The sequence below is a fragment of the Bacillus solimangrovi genome (genome assembly GCF_001742425.1).
GTDB lineage: Bacteria > Bacillota > Bacilli > Bacillales > Bacillaceae_N > Bacillus_AV > Bacillus_AV solimangrovi.
The window spans coordinates 44,656-62,706 of sequence record NZ_MJEH01000012.1 but is presented as its reverse complement, the minus strand read 5'-3'; the positions used below and the strand labels follow the sequence as shown (position 1 = coordinate 62,706).

Here is an 18,051-nt window from a genome sequence, read left to right as displayed (position 1 = left end):
AGTTCCTGATACCGTTGTGTACGTTTGTAGGGTACATGAGGAGCGGAAAAGTAAGCCAACGCAGTTATTCGATAGTCATTTTCCCCGGACTTTTTGAACATCCTCTAATAGGTAATTACAGTTCTAGGAGGACATGCGGTTATGACAGTTAAACGTGCGTTAATAAGTGTTTCGGATAAGCAAGGTATTATTGAGTTTGCAAAGGGACTAGTTGCAGAAGGTATTGAAATTATTTCTACAGGTGGAACGAAGAAAGTTTTAGAGGAAAATAATATTAAAGTAACAGGAATTTCGGAAGTAACAGGATTTCCTGAGATTCTAGATGGACGAGTAAAAACATTACACCCATCAATTCATAGTGGATTACTTGCAGTAAGAGATAATGAAGCACATCAACAGCAGTTACAAGAACATAACATTACGCCAATTGATTTAGTAGTAGTAAATTTGTATCCGTTTAAAGAAACAATCGCAAAAGCTGGTGTTACTTTTGCAGATGCAATTGAAAATATTGATATCGGTGGACCTACTATGTTACGTTCATCTGCTAAAAACCATGCATATGTAACAGTTGTTGTAGATCCTGTTGATTATGCAAGTGTACTAGAAGCAATTCAAGCTGATGGTGAAATCGAAAGTGATGAACGAAAACGTCTTGCTGCGAAAGTGTTCCGTCATACTGCTAATTATGATGCGATGATTGCTGAATATTTAACGAAAGAAACAGGTGAAACTTCACCAGAAACGTTAACTGTTACATTTGAGAAGAAACAATCATTACGCTATGGAGAGAACCCTCATCAGAAAGCGACGTTCTATAAGCGTGGTTTAGCAAGTACATCTTCAATTGCTTTTGCTGAGCAACTTCATGGTAAGGAACTTTCTTATAACAACATTAACGATGCTGATGCGGCTCTTTCAATCGTAAAGGAGTTTACTGAGCCTGCAGTTGTTGCAATTAAACATACAAATCCGTGTGGCGTTGGTGTCGGTGAAACGATTGAGCAAGCATATGATCGTGCATATGAAGCGGATTCGGTATCGATTTTTGGCGGGATTATTGCAGCTAATCGAGAAGTTGATCGTGATACTGCTCTGAAAATGAAGGAAATATTCCTAGAGATTATCATCGCTCCTTCTTTTAGTGAAGAAGCGCTTCAAGTGCTTACACAAAAGAAGAATTTGCGACTTCTAACAGTTGAAATCGGTGAGACAAAGACGAATGAGCAGCGTTTAACATCAATTCATGGTGGTCTACTCGTTCAAGAAGAAGATCACTATACATTTGATGATGCGAACATTACTGTTCCAACGAAACGTCAACCAACTGAACAAGAATGGGCTGACTTAAAGCTTGGTTGGCAAGTTGTGAAGCACGTGAAATCGAATGCGATCCTTTTAACAAAGGATAAGATGACAATTGGAGTAGGTGCTGGTCAGATGAATCGTGTAGGTGCAGCACAGATTGCGCTTGAACAAGCGGGTGAAAAGGCAACAGGTGCTGCAATGGCATCAGATGCATTCTTCCCAATGGATGATACAGTTGAAGCAGCAGCCAAAGCAGGTATTACAGCAATTATTCAACCTGGTGGCTCTATTCGTGATGAGGATTCAATTAAGAAGTGTGATGAATATGGGATAACGATGGTGTTTACAGGTGTTCGTCACTTTAAACATTGATCATATATAAATGGATTCTAACATTTCCTAACATACATGGAGAGGGAAGTTTCACTTTATTTAAAAGAGGTGTGTAAACCAATGAAAGTGCTCGTAATCGGACGAGGTGGACGTGAGCATGCTGTTGCATGGAAGTTCGCTGAAAGTAAGCAAGTGACAGAGGTATATGTTGCCCCTGGAAATGACGGAATGGCAGATGTAGCAACGTGTATAGCAATTAATGAGACTGATCATGATGCTCTAGTTTCGTTCGCAAAAGATAATGAGGTTGAACTAACGTTTATTGGACCAGAGAATCCGCTGTTAGAGGGGATTGTAGATCGTTTTAGAGCAGAAGGTTTGAAGGTATTTGGGCCAACAAAGGAAGCGGCATTAATTGAAGGAAGTAAATCATTTGCAAAGGAAATCATGCAAAAATATGATATACCAACAGGTGCTTATGAAGTATTTTCTGATTTTGAACGAGCAAAGCAATATGTACAACAAAAAGGTGCTCCTATTGTAATAAAGGCAGATGGATTAGCAGCAGGCAAAGGTGTTACTGTTGCGATGACAATGGATGAAGCGTTAGCAAGCTTAGATGAAATGATGAATCATAGTAAGTTTGGTGAAGCGAGCGCTCAAGTCGTGATAGAAGAATTTCTTGAAGGAGAGGAATTCTCTTTAATGGCATTCGTACATGGAACGAACGTGTATCCGATGGTTATTTCTCAAGATCATAAGCGTGCTTATGACAATGATAAAGGACCGAATACAGGTGGGATGGGAGCATATTCGCCAGTACCACAAATTTCACAATTTGTTATTGATGAAGCGGTGGAAACGGTATTGAAACCTACTGCTCATGCATTAGTGCAGGAAGGAAGATCATTTACTGGCATACTCTATGGGGGATTAATTTTAACAAGCGATGGTCCCAAAGTCATTGAGTTTAATGCACGTTTCGGCGATCCAGAAACGCAAGTTGTTCTACCTAGGTTGAAAAACGATCTGCTTGACGTATTGGTTAGCTTATTAGAAGAAAAACCAGTCGAGCTTGAATGGTCAGACGAAGCGATGGTTGGTGTTGTTCTAGCTTCAAAGGGATATCCTAATGAATATGAGAAAGGAAAACCGTTAAATGGCTTAAACAACCTTTCTTCTGATGTACTTGTCTTCCATGCAGGTACAAAAAAACAAGATGAAACCTTTGTAACAAATGGTGGTCGAGTGTTGCTAGTTGCTAGTAGAGCTGATGATTTAATTGAGGCGCAGAAGAATGTGTATAACCAATTAGAAAAAATGGAGTCATCTGATATCTTCTATAGAAATGACATCGGAAATAAAGCTATCGAGCGTTCTTCTTCTTAATATACACAAATGAAATAGCAACTATGCTACCGATTAATAACGCAAAGAGGAAAAGTGTATCCGTTAGAAATTCTAAAATCATTGCGATTCACTCCTTTTTTAATAGCTGTCTGATCAGGATGAGAGATCAGACAGCTATTTTTTGGTAAAAATAACGAAAAATTATCGTAATATGTTAAGCTAAATGATGTCACTAGTTAATTTTTTTGAAACTTCATTTAACAATTAAGAAGGGTTCACGATTTCTTCTTCTTGATGTTTATGCTCTTCGTCACATGCACATTGGTAATGTTTCATTTGATCATACATCGCTACCATTGGACAGTAACGGGTAATCCCTTCAGCTACTTTCATTGCACCAGCCATTGTTACCCAAAGGTAAGAAGCGCAATATGGTCGTCTAACCATTTTCGATGTCCCCCAAGCAAGAATTGTAAAACCACACGTTATGCGCATGAGGGCATTAATTAAGCTAATATTCGGTTTTATCATAAACGTCATCCCCTTTAATCAACAGTGATTTAATCAGAATTTAATATTTATTTCATTCCCTCTTTAATGCGGTAAATTTTATCCTATGTTAGGATATAGAAAAGAGGTTTGTGAACGGAGGATAAATATGCCAGATAGCAATTATTATTGGAGAAACAAACAATTGCGAGACCATATAAATGTCCTTGATGGACTGATTGCACCAACAATTGTTTTAAGGAATGCAACGTATTTAAATGCTGCGTTAAAAAAATGGATGGAAGCAAATATTTGGATATATGATGATCGCATCGTTTATGTTGGACAACAGTTTCCTGAAAATAGTGTAGGAACAGAAATCATTGACTGTAAGGGTCAATATATTGTACCAGGTTATATTGAACCTCATGCTCATCCGTTTCAGTTATATAATCCCCATACATTTGCCGAGTATGCATCACAAACTGGTACGACAACACTGGTTAATGATAACCTCATGCTTATTTTAAATTTACAAAAAAAGAAAGCGTTTTCTTTAATGGATCAATTAGACAAAGGGCCAGTTTCTATGTATTGGTGGTGTCGTTATGATCCTCAAACAGAGATTCAAGATGAGGAAGAGATTTTTTCATATGCCAATATGAAAGAATGGCTTGAACATAAATCTGTTCTTCAAGGAGGAGAGATGACAGCTTGGCCGAAAGTGTTAGCTGGCGATGACCTAATGCTTCATTGGATGCAGGAAACAAAACGGTTAAGAAAGCCGATCGAAGGACATTTTCCTGGAGCATCTGAGAAAACATTAACAAAGATGAAACTACTTGGAGCTGATTGTGATCATGAAGCTATGACAGGTGAAGAAGTGTTAAATCGTCTTCTGCTAGGTTATACAACATCTTTAAGAAATTCTTCGATACGCCCTGATTTACCTAAGTTATTAGATGAAATGCACGAATTAGGAGTAGATCAGTATGATCGACTAATTTTTACAACGGATGGATCTCCACCAAGTTTCTATGAAGATGGTTTGATTGACGAAATGATTCGAATCGCAATTGATAGAGGAGTACCAGAAATAGAAGCCTACCAAATGGCTTCTTACAATGTTGCAAAACATTACAATATTGACCATATGCATGGTATGATTGGACCTGGAAGAATTGCACATTTAAATATTTTGGAAGACCCGAAACAACCTAAGCCAATTTCTGTATTAGCGAAGGGAAAATGGGTTCGTCGTAATGATAAACCACAAGATGTATTTCATAAAATTGATTGGGGCAAGTATGATTTTACACCACTTAGACTTGACTGGGATCTATCTATGGACGATATGCAGTTTTCAATGCCATTTGGTGTTGAGATGGTCAATTCTGTTATTACAAAACCTTATTCAATTACATTGGATGCATCAGTCGATAAGCTATCACATGAAAATGATGAAAGTTTCTTAATGTTAATCGATCGTGAAGGACAGTGGCATATTACGACATTGCTCAAAGGATTTGCATCAAACGTATGTGGACTTGCAAGCTCATTTTCCAATACTGGAGATATAATTTTAATTGGGAAGAAAAAAGCTGATATGTTAAAGGCGTTTCAACGAATGAAGGAGATTGGTGGAGGGATTGTTCTCGTTGAAGATGGTGAAGTAATCTGTGAGATTTCTTTAACATTAACAGGTATAATGTCTAATAAACCGATAGGAAAACTAATAGAAGAGGAGAAGGAGTTGTCCAAACTATTGCGTGAGCGTGGCTATCACTTTGTTGATCCTGTTTATACATTATTATTCTTATCTTCAACTCATTTGCCATATATTCGAATTACGCCACAGGGAATTTTCGATGTAATGAAGAAAAGTGTACTTTTCCCTTCGATTATGCGTTAAACTATTAATGTGTAGAAGGGTTTTGCTGTGCGTAAATTTATAAGTATATTTCCATTTCAAAATTAAATTAACCTGATGGATATGGATGAAATTTTGTTTCAGAAAGTATTTGAATGTTCAATTTAATCGTTAGAAGGAATACTAAAAAATGTTACTAATGGATGCTTTACTTTATTTTAGCATATTTATCATTAAGAATATGGTATGAAGGTTGTGACAAGATGTGGAAATATACGAAAAGGATTAGTATCACATTTGTACTTGTTGCAGGAGTGTTAGCTGGTTGTGGAGCAGATGAAACGATACAAGAAGAGGTAGTTAACACGATTCCAACAGAAGTCAAACTAGAGCAGTCTGAACAGGTAAACACTGTAAACGAGCAAAGTAAGTTTCTCTTTCCATTGACAGGTTTATCAGCCGATACAAATCCTACCAATCGAGTTGTTGGAGTGATGATTAACAACCATCCAAAAGCACGACCTCAATCAGGATTATATAAAGCAGATGTCGTATATGAAGTGCTTGCAGAGGGTTTTGTTACTCGTTTTCTAGCCCTCTATCATAGTGAGGCTCCAAAGGTTATTGGCCCTGTTCGAAGTGCTAGAGATTATTACATTGATTTAAATAATGGCTTTAATGCCATTTATGTCTGCCATGGATTTAGTCCTGAAGCGCAAGTAATGTTGAATAATCAAAATGTTGCAGATGATTTAAATGGTTTATATTATGATGGAACTCTATTTCAGAGAGCTGATTTTCGAAGTGCACCTCACAACTCTTATATAACATATGAGAATATTTTAAAAGGTGCTGAAGAAAATGATTATAAGTTGACACAACATGTAGAGTCTTTACCGTTTTTAACTAATAGTGAAATTAATAATATAAGCGGGCAAAATGTTCTAGACTTTATGATCACGTATTCAGATTATAATACAGTAAGTTATACATATAGCGAAGCTGATGAGAAGTATTACCGTTATAGTAATGGTGAAAAGACAGCTGACCGTGAAACAGATATTCCTGTGCAAGTTGATAATGTCTTTATTGTAGAAGCTCCACATACAATTATCGATAATGTAGGAAGAAGAGAAGTTGACTTGGAAGCTGGTGGTCAAGCCTATTTATTTCAAAAAGGGACCATCAATGAAGTAACATGGAAGAACGTAGACGGTCGAATTCTACCGTATAAAGATAATAAATTATTTGGATTTGTTCCAGGTAAGACGTGGATTAATGTTATTCCCCAATCACCTGGATTAAGTGCAGCGGTATCTATACAAAGTGAATGAATAAGGAGTGGCAATTATGCAAATTGATAAACTACGTGGAAAAGCATTAGATCAGTTATTTGAAGCGGTGCTTTCATTAGAAAATCTAGAGGAGTGTTATTCCTTTTTCGATGATTTATGTACAGTTAATGAAATTCAATCACTAGCACAGCGATTAGAAGTTGCAAGGATGTTACGCGATGGATACACATATCATAAGATTGAAACAGAAACAGGTGCAAGTACAGCAACGATCTCACGTGTGAAGCGATGCTTAAATTATGGAAATGACGCCTATACGATGGCACTTGATCGCGTTGCAAACAAAAGTTCTGAACAACAAGAAACAGAAGAGTAAGGAAATAGAGCATTTATCAAAAAGGCCGATTCACTATTGATTCGGCTTTTTATTTTGTTTTCAGAAGTATTAACGGGCACCATGACGAAGACGTGAAGTCTTTATGATTTGAATGTATTTTATAGAGAAAATTAAACATCAGTTATTACTTATTTTGTTTAACAAATTCTTAGTCTGGAAAGAAAAAGAATAATGCAGTTAATGTTAATTAATCGATTTACTTACCAAAAAATTGTTATCGCAATAAAGTGAAACTTCCATCAGTGGAGATATCCCTTTATCGTCCATTGATGGTTAGTTGAACTAATCAGGTAATTACTGACGCTTATACCTCAAGGCCCTCTCCCACTTAAACTTCATTGATTCTCCTAAGTTTTGAAGTGGGAATCTTAGCGTCAGTTGAAAAGTGATAAATAAGGAAAGACAGGACTATTGCTTGTCAAATCAATATTTTCGATATGGTATAATCGCTGGTAGATAGTTTGAGGAGGAAGAAAGAAATGTATGATTTTCGAGAATGGCGTCATGTATTTAAGTTAGATCCAAATAAAGATTTGGATGATGATGCACTAGAAGCTATTTGTGAGTCAGGAACAGATGCGGTGATTGTCGGAGGCAGTGACGGTGTTACACTAGATAATACGTTGAATCTGTTGGCTCGTATTCGAAGATTTTCTGTTCCATGTGTATTGGAAATCTCTAATGCTGAATCAATTACACCAGGTTTTGATTTTTATTTTATTCCAACCGTTTTGAATAGTAGAGATGCAAAGTGGGTAATTGGTGTGCATCATGAAACTTTGAAGGAGTATGGAGATTTCATTGACTGGGATGAAGTCGCTGTTGAAGGGTATTGTATTCTTAACGGAGATTCAAAAGCAGGAAAGCTTACGCAAGCTTCAGCAGATATTGAAGAAAATGATGTGATCGCATATGCGAGAATGGCACAACATTTCTTCTCATTACCGATCTTCTATGTCGAATACAGCGGTATGTATGGTGACCCAAAGCTTGTAGAACAAGTGAGTAAAGAATTAAGTTCAACGAGGCTATTTTATGGAGGCGGAATCGAAACAATTGATCAAGCTGAAGAAATGGGTACATATGCAGATACAATTGTTGTTGGTAACTCCATTTATACGAACTTATCTGAAGCACTAAAAACAGTTCATGCAGTAAAAAAATAAAGGATTTGAACAATTTTGATTGAATAAATTAGGAACAGATGTTCTTTTAGGTGGTGAAAGTATGCAATATTTAAGTGATAAGTTGCTAGAAGGTTTAAATAAGGAACAGAAAGAAGCGGTAAAGCATACGGAAGGTCCATTGCTCATTATGGCAGGTGCGGGTAGTGGTAAAACACGGGTTTTAACTCACCGTGTCGCTTATTTGATGACGGAGAAGCAGGTAGCGCCATGGAACATTCTCGCTATTACATTTACGAATAAAGCAGCAAGAGAAATGAAAGACCGAATTTCAGCGATAGTAGGTCCGCCTGGCGAGGACATTTGGGTCTCTACTTTTCATTCGATGTGTGTGCGCATATTAAGAAGAGATATTGATCGTATCGGAGTGAACAGAAACTTTTCAATATTAGATTCTTCTGATCAACTATCCGTTATCAAACAAATTTTGAAGGATGAAAATATTGATCCGAAGAAGTTTACACCGAGAAACTTACTCGGATCAATAAGCTCTGCAAAGAATGAGTTAATTACAGCCGAGCAGTTTGCGAAGTCTGCTGCAGGACCTTATGAAGATATTGTAAGTAGGGTATTTACAGCTTATGAGAAGCAATTGAAGAAGAATCATGCTCTTGATTTTGATGACTTAATAATGAGCACGATTCACCTATTTAAACGTGTACCAGAAGTATTAGAATTTTATCAACGTAAGTTTCAATATATACATGTTGATGAGTATCAAGATACGAATAAGGCGCAATATTTATTAGTTCAGATGCTTGCAGCTCGATTGAAGAACATATGTGTTGTTGGTGATTCTGATCAATCTATTTATCGTTGGCGTGGTGCAGATATTGCAAACATTCTGTCCTTTGAGAAGGATTATGAAAATGCAACTGTGATTTTATTAGAACAGAATTATCGTTCGACGAAATTAATTTTACAAGCTGCGAACGATGTCATTGCCAATAATTCAAATCGAAAAGACAAGAACTTATGGACTGAAAATACCGAAGGAAAAAAGATTGTCTACTATAATGGTGATGATGAACGCGATGAGGCTCACTTTACAGCAGGTAAGATTAAAGAAATGGTTGAGAGTGGTAAGCGTAAATATTCAGAAATCGCAATTTTGTATCGTACAAATGCACAGTCCCGTGTCATTGAGGAAGTTTTTCTAAAATCAAATATCAACTATAACATCGTTGGCGGTACGAAGTTCTATGATCGGAAGGAAATTAAGGATTTACTTGCGTACCTTCGATTAGTTGCCAATCCTGATGATGATATTAGTATGCGTCGTATTATTAACGTACCGAAGCGCGGTATTGGAGCATCAACTGTTGATAAGATAGCCAATTATGCAATAGAACAGGGTCTATCAATGTTTAATGCCCTCTATGAAATTGAACAGGTAGGTTTGAGCAAACGGTTTGTAAATACTTTGACTGAATTTAGAGAACAAATTTCTAACTGGACAAACATGCAAGAATATCTATCTGTAACTGAGCTTGTCGAAGAACTACTTGAGAAAAGTGGTTATCGTGATATGCTCAAAAATGAGAAGACGCTTGAGGCACAAAGTCGTCTAGAGAATATCGATGAGTTTCTATCTGTCACACAAAATTTTGAGAAGGTAAATGAAGACAAAAGCTTAGTCGCTTTCTTAACGGACTTGGCTCTAATTGCAGATATCGATTCATATGATGAGGATGAAGTAGAAGAGAATGAAAGTGTCGTCTTAATGACACTCCACTCAGCAAAAGGATTAGAGTTTCCTGTTGTTTTCTTAATGGGCATGGAGGAAGGTGTGTTTCCACATAGTCGATCCTTATTTGAGGAAGACGAGATGGAAGAGGAGAGACGCCTAGCGTATGTAGGGATTACGCGTGCGGAACAAGAGTTATATTTAACAAATGCAAAAGTTCGTACGTTATTTGGTAAGTCAAATGCAAATCCTGCATCACGATTCATACGTGAAATTCCAACAGACCTATTAGAAGATTTAAAACTTAATCAACAACCAGACTCACAGTCACAACCATTCTCATCACGACGTACTACGCCGAAGAGAGCAGCACGTCCTGTACAAACATCTTCTGGAGGGGATCAAATCCATTGGCAACCAGGTGATAAGGCACGTCATAAACTATGGGGTGTGGGGACAGTTGTTAGTGTGAAAGGTGAAGGTGAATCGAAAGAATTAGACATTGCTTTTCCACAGCCAATTGGGGTAAAACGACTGCTTGCGAAATTTGCTCCTGTTGAAAAAGAGTAAGTGAACGAGGAGGCGTGTATATGAAAAATGCGGAAGTACAAGAAGAAATTCAAAATCTACGTGATCAGTTAAACAAATATAATTATGAGTACTATGTGCTAGACAAGCCAACTGTCCCAGATGCTGAATATGACCAACTTATGAAACAGTTAATCAAACTAGAGTCTGAACATCCAGAGCTTCAAACAATTGACTCTCCTTCACAACGTGTTGGGGGAGAGATACTTGAAGCATTTGAAAAGGTTAATCATACTACTCCAATGCTTAGCCTTGGCAATGCGTTTGATGAAGAGGATTTGCGTGATTTTGATCGACGAATTCGTCAAGCAGTAGGGGATAATTTTTCTTATATATGTGAGCTGAAGATCGACGGTCTTGCTGTGTCACTACGTTATGAAGAGGGACGTTTCGTTCAAGGTGCAACACGTGGTGACGGTACAATTGGTGAGGATATAACGAGTAATCTTAGGACAATTAGAACGCTACCACTCAAAATCGAAGAACCTGTTACATTTGAAGTTCGTGGAGAGGCTTTTATGCCTAAGCGATCTTTTGAGCAATTGAATGAAGAGCGTGAGCAAAAGAATGAAGAACGATTTGCTAATCCGCGAAATGCTGCAGCGGGTTCTTTACGTCAGCTTGATCCGAAGATTGCTGCAAAACGTCAACTCGATATTTTTGTGTATGGAATCAGTGAAATAGAAAATATAGATATCGATTCACATAGCAATGGGTTAGACTATCTTGAACAATTAGGGTTTCGTACCAATTCAGAACGAAAACGTTGTGACAATATAGATGAGGTCATACAGTTTGTTGGAAATTGGACAGAACAACGACCAGAACTTGCTTATGAAATTGACGGTATCGTTATCAAGGTAGATTCTCTTCAGCAACAGGAAGAACTCGGGTCAACCGCTAAGAGTCCACGCTGGGCTATTGCATATAAGTTTCCAGCAGAAGAAGTTGTGACGAAGTTAATCGGAATTGAACTAAGCGTTGGTCGTACTGGTGCGGTGACACCAACAGCTATATTAGAACCGGTTCAAGTAGCTGGAACAATCGTTAAACGTGCATCTCTCCATAATGAAGACTTCATACGTGAGAAGGACATTAAACTCAATGATTATGTTGTCATTAAAAAAGCTGGTGACATCATCCCAGAAGTTGTTAATGTCATTGTGGAACGAAGATCTGGAAATGAACAAGAGTTTAAGATGCCTGAAGCTTGTCCTGAATGTGGGAGTGAGCTAGTTCGAATTGAAGAAGAAGTTGCTCTACGGTGTATTAATCCAAAATGCCCAGCACAAATACGAGAGGGTTTAATTCACTTCGTTTCTCGTAATGCAATGAATATTGACGGTCTTGGTGAGAAAGTTATTGCACAGCTTTTTAAAGAAAACCTTATTCAAAATGTTGCAGACCTGTATAAGCTAGATAAAGAAGAATTACTGAAACTAGAGAGAATGGGTGAGAAATCGGTTAGCAACTTGCTAAAAGCGATTGAAAAATCAAAGGAAAACTCTCTAGAGCGGTTACTGTTTGGTCTTGGAATTCGTTACGTTGGCGCAAAGGCAGCTAAGACATTAGCACAGCACTTTGAAACAATTGAAAACTTACAAAAGGCAAATAATGAAGAGCTAATAGCTGTTGAAGAAATTGGGGAAAAGATGGCTGAATCGATTGTTGCATACTTTGGACAAGAAGAAGTGAATGAGCTTATTAATCAACTAAAAGAAATTGGTGTGAACATTAAATTCAAAGGTCCGAAACGCATAAATACAGAGGATATTGATTCAATTTTTGCTGGCAAGACGGTAGTGCTTACAGGAAAGTTAGAAGTATTTTCACGCAACGATGCCAAAGCTTCAATTGAAGCTTTAGGGGGTAAAGTAACAGGTAGTGTTAGTAAGAAGACAGACATCTTAGTAGCTGGAAAAGAAGCTGGTTCTAAGCTAGAGAAGGCTGAAAAACTCGGTATTAACATAATGAGCGAAGTAGAATTCATTGAAGTGTTGAAAGATTAGGGGGAGAAGAGCTATGAGGAAAGCACATATATGGTTCCTCGTTAGTCTGCTGTTATTAACAGCATGTACACCGCGAATTGAGAAAGAAGAAGAAGTTGTTCGTGAAACGAAAGAATCTCGTGAACATGCGATTATTCCAAAATATAATCTTTCAGGAGAACATTATCGAACGATTTTACCATTTAAGCCAGGTGAAACACGTGGTTTGATTAAAAGTACAGTAGCGAACCGTTTAGATATTAATGAGTTAGAGACTGGTCTTATGAGGTTGTCACAGGAGTACTTTAACCCTGAAGATTATTATTTTCAAGAAGGTCAATACTTAGAAGAGGAAGAAGTTATTGCCTGGTTGGGCCGTAAGGAAAGTGGTGGGGAAAATGAAACTCCTGAAGGTCTAAACCCTCCACTGGCAAAAGGGTCTTCATTAAAAGAGGTAAATGAGAGTAGCCCACGTTATCTTTCTCATATTTTGGAGCACAATTTTTTGAAAAAAAACGAAGAAGACAAAGTTGAGCTTGCAGGTGTGTCAGTGGCCTTATCGTTGAACTCTGTTCATTATTACAAACAAGAAAATGGTTATGACCGTCAATTCGATATACCAATTGAACAAATCGAAGAGAATGGAAAGAGAATAGCAACAGAAATTGTTAAACGAATGAGAGGTATGGACGGACTAAAGGATGTACCTATAATGATTTCCTTATTCATAGAGAAACCGAAGGAATCAGTTGTACCTGGTAGCTATTTTGCTAAGACACTTGTGGGACAAGGAGATCGTTCTATCAGCAAATGGGAAACAGTAGGTGAGGAATACGTATTATTTCCATCAGACTATGCTACAAATGCCTATTATGATGATGCCACAAAAATGTTAAACTTCACAAATGACGTTGAACGTTATTTTCCAAATTATGTAGGGGTTATCGGGACAGGGTTTTACCAAGATCAACAGCTACAAGATTTAACGATTACGATCCCTATTCAGTTTTATAGTCAAGCTGAAGTAATTGGCTTTACTGAGTATTTAACCGGACTAATTATGGAACATTTCCCACCGTATATTTCGGTGAAGGTTTACGTAGAGTCTATTGGAGGACAAGAGAGCTTAATTGTGAAGGAAGCTGGAAAAGAAGAACCTTACGTTCATATCTATCAATAAAATGAAAATCATTATCAGAGAACTTAAGTTAAAGAACCGCAACAGTTAAAAAGGCGGTTCTTTTTATATTATTTTTAAATAATACTTTATACGAGTTTGATTTAAATTTGTAATTCTTGTATTTAGGGATAAATTTGTATGAAATGTGTAAAAAAACAAATAATAAAATTTAATTTTATAAATTTTGGTGAATAGATATTTGTCAAATGCTCATATATGCCTTTTATTATCTAGTCTGGTGAATTTTTATACATTAAAAGTAATTTTAAATAATTGTTTTAATGTTCAGATTTATTTGTTGTGTTATGATCAATTGCGATGGATATAATAAGTTTCAGGTGAGGTGAGGTGAGTAGGGAACAAAAATAAAAAGGAATATACATATTTGTGTATAAAGTACAATATATAAATACTTTTGGAGGTGTAAGTATGGGTTTAACAGGTGCAACAATATTTTGGTTATTCGTACCAATGCCATTAATAATTCTACTATCAATTATCACATATTTTACTGAAAGGAGTGGGCAATAGCATATGGAACCTGCTACGATAGTTACGTTTATAGTCTATTTAATAGGAATGCTCTTAATTGGTGTTATTTCATATCGTTTAACAAGTAACTTATCAGATTATGTATTAGGTGGAAGAAGCTTAGGGCCTGGTGTAGCAGCTTTAAGTGCTGGTGCGTCCGATATGTCTAGCTGGTTATTACTAGGTTTACCTGGTGCGATGTATGCTGCAGGTATGAATCAAATTTGGATCGGTGTTGGATTATCTATTGGTGCTTATTTAAATTGGCAATTTGTTGCGAAACGTCTTCGTTCATATACAGAGGTTGCGAACGATTCGATTACAGTTCCAGATTATTTCGAAAATCGTTTTCGTGACAAATCTAAATTACTACGTGTCATTTCTGCTCTTGTCATCCTTGTTTTCTTCACATTTTATACGTCCTCTGGTTTAGTAGGGGGAGCATTGCTTTTCCAAGAGTCATTTGGAATGACGTATAACCAAGCCCTCTTAATAGGTGCAGTAGTTATTATTTCTTATACATTCCTTGGTGGTTTCTTAGCGGTAAGTTGGACAGATTTTATTCAAGGTATTTTAATGTTTTTAGCATTAGTAATTGTCCCGATCGTTGCACTAAACAAAATTGGTGGGTGGAACGAGACAGTGAATAAGGTAGGAAGTGTTGATCCAGCATATTTAGATGTAATGAGTGGCATGACTGTTATCTCAATTATTTCTTTATTGGCATGGGGACTCGGCTATTTCGGACAACCACACATCATTACACGTTTTATGGCACTACGTTCAGTAAAAGACGTACCGAAAGCACGCCTAATTGGTATGACTTGGATGATTGTTGGATTATTTGGCGCAATTTTCACTGGTTTTATCGGTATCGCATATTTCATCAATGAGCCATTGATTGTTGGGAATATCAATGATAGTGAAAAAGTATTTCTTCTCTTTACAGATGTTTTGTTTAACCCATGGGTTTCAGGGATATTATTAGCTGCAATCCTTTCAGCGATTATGAGTACAATTGATTCTCAGCTTCTCGTATCATCAAGTGCGTTAGCAGAGGATTTCTATAAAGCCCTGTTACGTAAAGATGCTAGTCAACAAGAGCTTGTATGGGTTGGGCGTTTTGGTGTTATTGCGATTGCAATTGTTGCAATTATTCTTGCAATGCAGGCAAATCCAGCAAATGAGAATGCTAGCTCAATTCTAGATCTTGTAAGTTATGCATGGGGTGGTTTTGGTGGAGCATTCGGACCAATCATCCTACTATCACTATTCTGGAAACGAATGACACGTAACGGTGCATTACTGGGTATGATCGTTGGTGCTGTTACTGTTGTCGTATGGAAGCAGCTTGAAGGTGGACTTTTTGACGTTTATGAAATTGTTCCAGCCTTTATTTTGAACGTTATTGTGATAATTGTTGTAAGTTTAATTGATAAGGAACCGTCAGCTGAAATTCAAGAAGAATTTGATAAAGCACGTGCTATAAATTAAATTATGATAAGAAAGAAGAACAATAAGGGTGTAATTCAAGCTCTTTTGTTCTTCTTTTTTGTATATATCACTCTGATGTGTTTGTATTCTAATCTGGTCATAAGTCAATTATTGTAGTAACGAACCATTTAAAATAAGAGTTACACCAGACGAAGTAATGACATTTACATTTACCTTAGATGTGGGAGAGTTGTTAGAACTAAGCTTTGTAGATATTCAATTCAATTTACCTAGTGAGGTACAACAAGTTAGACCTAAACATTTAGTTACGTATGGAGACTTTAGTTATGTCATTCAAACTAAAATTTACTAAGTGATAAGATTGTCTATATTATATAGAAATGATCTAATTAACAATTTGTAACCTTTCTCAACTGAGGAAGGTACTTTTTCTTTTTAAAAGGAAAAATTTATTAATTCATAACTAAATTAGAAATGTGATGGACATGTAGAAATCTAATTGTAGAAATATTTCTGAAATGCTTTAAGGCTTTAGCATGTGAAATCTTGATTCATGTTATGTTTTTTTGGTATTATCATGTTATTGTATTAAGATCGAGAATACTTTGGAGGTGAAGGAAATGTCCCGCATTGATAAGGAACAAGTAAAGCATGTGGCACATTTGGCACGTTTGGCAATTTCAGAAGAAGAAGCTGAAATGTTTACAAAACAACTTGATGCAATCATCGGGTATGCTGAGCAGCTGACTGAATTAGATACAGATAATGTAGAACCAACAACACACGTATTAGATATTAAGAATGTTTTACGTGAAGATGAGCCGAGAAAGTGGTTATCACAAGAAGATGTGATGAAGAACGCACCTGATTCGGCAAATGGACAAATCCGTGTACCATCCATTTTAGAGTAAGGAGGGGAATGACTGATGTCACTATTTGATAAGAAAATGTCAGAACTGCACGAAATGCTTCAAGCAAAAGAAATTAAGGTGCAGGATTTAGTTGAAGAATCATATAAACGCATTGAAGAAGTCGATGATAAAGTACAAGCTTTTCTTACATTAGATAAAGAAAATGCAATTCTTCAAGCGAAGAAATTAGATGAACAAGTTGATAGCAGTGCAGGATTAGGCGCATTATTCGGAATGCCAATCGGTGTGAAAGATAACATCGTTACGAAAGGGTTACGTACGACGTGTGCGAGTAAAATTCTAGAAAACTTTGATCCTCTACATAATGCAACGGTAGTTGAAAAGTTAAATGATGCACAATCAATCACAATCGGAAAGCTGAATATGGATGAGTTTGCAATGGGTTCATCAACAGAGAACTCAGGTTATAAACGTACTCGTAATCCGTGGAATACTGATCATGTTCCTGGAGGTTCAAGCGGTGGTTCAGCTGCAGCTGTTGCAGCAGGTGAAGTACCATTCGCACTAGGTTCTGATACGGGTGGTTCGATTCGTCAGCCAGCATCATTCTGTGGTGTTGTTGGTCTAAAACCTACGTATGGTCGTGTTTCACGTTTTGGTCTTGTTGCTTTCGCATCATCTTTAGACCAAATCGGACCTATTACGCGTAATGTTGAAGATAACGCATTTATTTTAAATACAATCGCTGGTTATGACAAGATGGACTCTACATCAGCGAACGTAGAAGTGCCTGATTATACGGCAGCATTAACAGGTGATGTGAAAGGTCTAAAAATTGCTGTACCTAAGGAATACCTTGCTGAAGGTGTAGATGAAGAAGTTCGTAAATCTGTATTAGATGCTCTAAAAGTACTTGAAGGAATGGGAGCAACGTGGGAAGAGGTATCGTTACCACATTCTAAATATGCAGTAGCAACATACTATTTACTTGCATCATCTGAAGCATCAGCAAACCTTGCGCGCTTTGATGGTGTACGTTATGGTGTACGCTCTGATAAAGCAGAGAACCTAATTGACATGTTTAAGATTTCTCGTAGTGAGGGCTTCGGCGAAGAAGTGAAACGTCGTATTATGTTAGGTACATTTGCATTAAGTTCTGGTTATTATGATGCCTATTACAAAAAAGCACAAAAAGTTCGTACGTTAATTAAGAACGATTTTGAAAAAGTGTTTGAAGACTATGACGTTATTATTGGACCTACAGCTCCAACACCAGCATTTAAAATTGGTGAAAACATTGATGATCCATTAACGATGTATGCAAATGATATTTTAACAATTCCAGTGAACCTTGCAGGTGTTCCAGGAATTTCAGTTCCGTGTGGTTTCTCAGAGAACAAATTACCGATCGGTTTACAAATTATCGGTAAACATTTCGATGAGAGCACTGTATACCGTGTTGCACATGCATTTGAACAAGCAACAGACTATCATAAAGCAAAACCAGAACTGTAAGGGGTGAGA

At 37.0% G+C, this 18,051-nt stretch carries 14 protein-coding genes; 12 read left to right on the top strand and 2 right to left on the bottom strand.

Annotated elements, in window-relative coordinates; all coding sequences use genetic code 11:
- Nucleotides 1-141 precede the first annotated feature (141 nt).
- Together purH and purD are read left to right on the top strand one after the other, a co-directional pair.
- Nucleotides 142-1,680 (top strand): bifunctional phosphoribosylaminoimidazolecarboxamide formyltransferase/IMP cyclohydrolase, encoded by a 1,539-nt coding sequence (purH, locus tag BFG57_RS06160; RefSeq protein ID WP_069716610.1) that lies wholly within the window; start codon nucleotides 142-144, stop codon nucleotides 1,678-1,680.
- Between the two features lie 81 nt (nucleotides 1,681-1,761).
- On the top strand, nucleotides 1,762-3,030 hold the full coding sequence (gene purD, locus BFG57_RS06155; protein ID WP_069716609.1) for a phosphoribosylamine--glycine ligase: 1,269 nt from the start codon (nucleotides 1,762-1,764) through the stop codon (nucleotides 3,028-3,030).
- Here purD and BFG57_RS19510 read toward each other — a convergent pair.
- Entirely contained in the window at nucleotides 3,008-3,112 is a 105-nt protein-coding gene (locus BFG57_RS19510; RefSeq protein ID WP_342670279.1) for an EYxxD motif small membrane protein, read from the bottom strand. The genes purD and BFG57_RS19510 overlap by 23 nt on opposite strands.
- A gap of 143 nt (nucleotides 3,113-3,255) precedes the next feature.
- Complete coding sequence (locus BFG57_RS06150) at nucleotides 3,256-3,522, bottom strand: YgaP family membrane protein (protein WP_083249103.1); 267 nt, start codon at nucleotides 3,520-3,522, stop codon at nucleotides 3,256-3,258.
- A 127-nt stretch (nucleotides 3,523-3,649) separates the two neighbouring features.
- Here BFG57_RS06150 and BFG57_RS06145 point away from each other — a divergent pair, with 127 nt between their 5' ends.
- The 10 genes from BFG57_RS06145 to gatA all read left to right on the top strand — a co-directional run bounded on the left by BFG57_RS06145 (nucleotide 3,650) and on the right by gatA (nucleotide 18,042).
- Entirely contained in the window at nucleotides 3,650-5,392 is a 1,743-nt protein-coding gene (locus tag BFG57_RS06145) for an adenine deaminase (protein WP_069716608.1), read from the top strand.
- A 221-nt stretch (nucleotides 5,393-5,613) separates the two neighbouring features.
- Nucleotides 5,614-6,684, top strand: a complete 1,071-nt coding sequence (locus BFG57_RS06140; protein ID WP_069716607.1) for a DUF3048 domain-containing protein — start codon at nucleotides 5,614-5,616, stop codon at nucleotides 6,682-6,684.
- 16 nt (nucleotides 6,685-6,700) lie between these two features.
- Nucleotides 6,701-7,021, top strand: a complete 321-nt coding sequence (locus BFG57_RS06135; RefSeq protein ID WP_069716606.1) for a YerC/YecD family TrpR-related protein — start codon at nucleotides 6,701-6,703, stop codon at nucleotides 7,019-7,021.
- A 500-nt stretch (nucleotides 7,022-7,521) separates the two neighbouring features.
- The gene (gene pcrB / locus BFG57_RS06130) at nucleotides 7,522-8,208 is read left to right on the top strand and encodes a heptaprenylglyceryl phosphate synthase (protein WP_069716605.1); all 687 of its coding nucleotides are present in this window, start codon (nucleotides 7,522-7,524) and stop codon (nucleotides 8,206-8,208) included.
- Between the two features lie 61 nt (nucleotides 8,209-8,269).
- A complete protein-coding gene (gene pcrA, locus BFG57_RS06125) occupies nucleotides 8,270-10,483 on the top strand; it encodes a DNA helicase PcrA (protein ID WP_069716604.1) in 2,214 nt (737 codons plus the stop codon).
- Nucleotides 10,484-10,503: 20 nt separating this feature from the next.
- The gene (gene ligA / locus BFG57_RS06120) at nucleotides 10,504-12,510 is read left to right on the top strand and encodes an NAD-dependent DNA ligase LigA (RefSeq protein ID WP_069716603.1); all 2,007 of its coding nucleotides are present in this window, start codon (nucleotides 10,504-10,506) and stop codon (nucleotides 12,508-12,510) included.
- A gap of 13 nt (nucleotides 12,511-12,523) precedes the next feature.
- On the top strand, nucleotides 12,524-13,669 hold the full coding sequence (locus tag BFG57_RS06115) for a CamS family sex pheromone protein (protein WP_069716602.1): 1,146 nt from the start codon (nucleotides 12,524-12,526) through the stop codon (nucleotides 13,667-13,669).
- A gap of 534 nt (nucleotides 13,670-14,203) precedes the next feature.
- Entirely contained in the window at nucleotides 14,204-15,694 is a 1,491-nt protein-coding gene (gene putP, locus BFG57_RS06110; RefSeq protein WP_069716601.1) for a sodium/proline symporter PutP, read from the top strand.
- A gap of 581 nt (nucleotides 15,695-16,275) precedes the next feature.
- Nucleotides 16,276-16,566, top strand: coding sequence for an Asp-tRNA(Asn)/Glu-tRNA(Gln) amidotransferase subunit GatC (gatC, locus tag BFG57_RS06105; RefSeq protein ID WP_069716600.1), 291 nt, complete (start codon nucleotides 16,276-16,278; stop codon nucleotides 16,564-16,566).
- Between the two features lie 15 nt (nucleotides 16,567-16,581).
- Entirely contained in the window at nucleotides 16,582-18,042 is a 1,461-nt protein-coding gene (gene gatA, locus BFG57_RS06100) for an Asp-tRNA(Asn)/Glu-tRNA(Gln) amidotransferase subunit GatA (protein WP_069716599.1), read from the top strand.
- Nucleotides 18,043-18,051 lie beyond the last annotated feature (9 nt).

Bases quoted from the DNA above. Each gene is read 5' to 3' on its own strand.
- pcrB (WP_069716605.1), top strand. From the start codon at position 7,522: ATGTATGATTTTCGAGAATGGCGTCATGTATTTAAGTTAGATCCAAAT.
- BFG57_RS06150 (WP_083249103.1), bottom strand. From the start codon at position 3,522: ATGATAAAACCGAATATTAGCTTAATTAATGCCCTCATGCGCATAACG.
- gatC (WP_069716600.1), top strand. From the start codon at position 16,276: ATGTCCCGCATTGATAAGGAACAAGTAAAGCATGTGGCACATTTGGCA.
- pcrA (WP_069716604.1), top strand. From the start codon at position 8,270: ATGCAATATTTAAGTGATAAGTTGCTAGAAGGTTTAAATAAGGAACAG.
- purD (WP_069716609.1), top strand. From the start codon at position 1,762: ATGAAAGTGCTCGTAATCGGACGAGGTGGACGTGAGCATGCTGTTGCA.
- ligA (WP_069716603.1), top strand. From the start codon at position 10,504: ATGAAAAATGCGGAAGTACAAGAAGAAATTCAAAATCTACGTGATCAG.
- gatA (WP_069716599.1), top strand. From the start codon at position 16,582: ATGTCACTATTTGATAAGAAAATGTCAGAACTGCACGAAATGCTTCAA.
- BFG57_RS19510 (WP_342670279.1), bottom strand. From the start codon at position 3,112: ATGATTTTAGAATTTCTAACGGATACACTTTTCCTCTTTGCGTTATTA.
- BFG57_RS06145 (WP_069716608.1), top strand. From the start codon at position 3,650: ATGCCAGATAGCAATTATTATTGGAGAAACAAACAATTGCGAGACCAT.
- putP (WP_069716601.1), top strand. From the start codon at position 14,204: ATGGAACCTGCTACGATAGTTACGTTTATAGTCTATTTAATAGGAATG.
- purH (WP_069716610.1), top strand. From the start codon at position 142: ATGACAGTTAAACGTGCGTTAATAAGTGTTTCGGATAAGCAAGGTATT.
- BFG57_RS06115 (WP_069716602.1), top strand. From the start codon at position 12,524: ATGAGGAAAGCACATATATGGTTCCTCGTTAGTCTGCTGTTATTAACA.
- BFG57_RS06140 (WP_069716607.1), top strand. From the start codon at position 5,614: ATGTGGAAATATACGAAAAGGATTAGTATCACATTTGTACTTGTTGCA.
- BFG57_RS06135 (WP_069716606.1), top strand. From the start codon at position 6,701: ATGCAAATTGATAAACTACGTGGAAAAGCATTAGATCAGTTATTTGAA.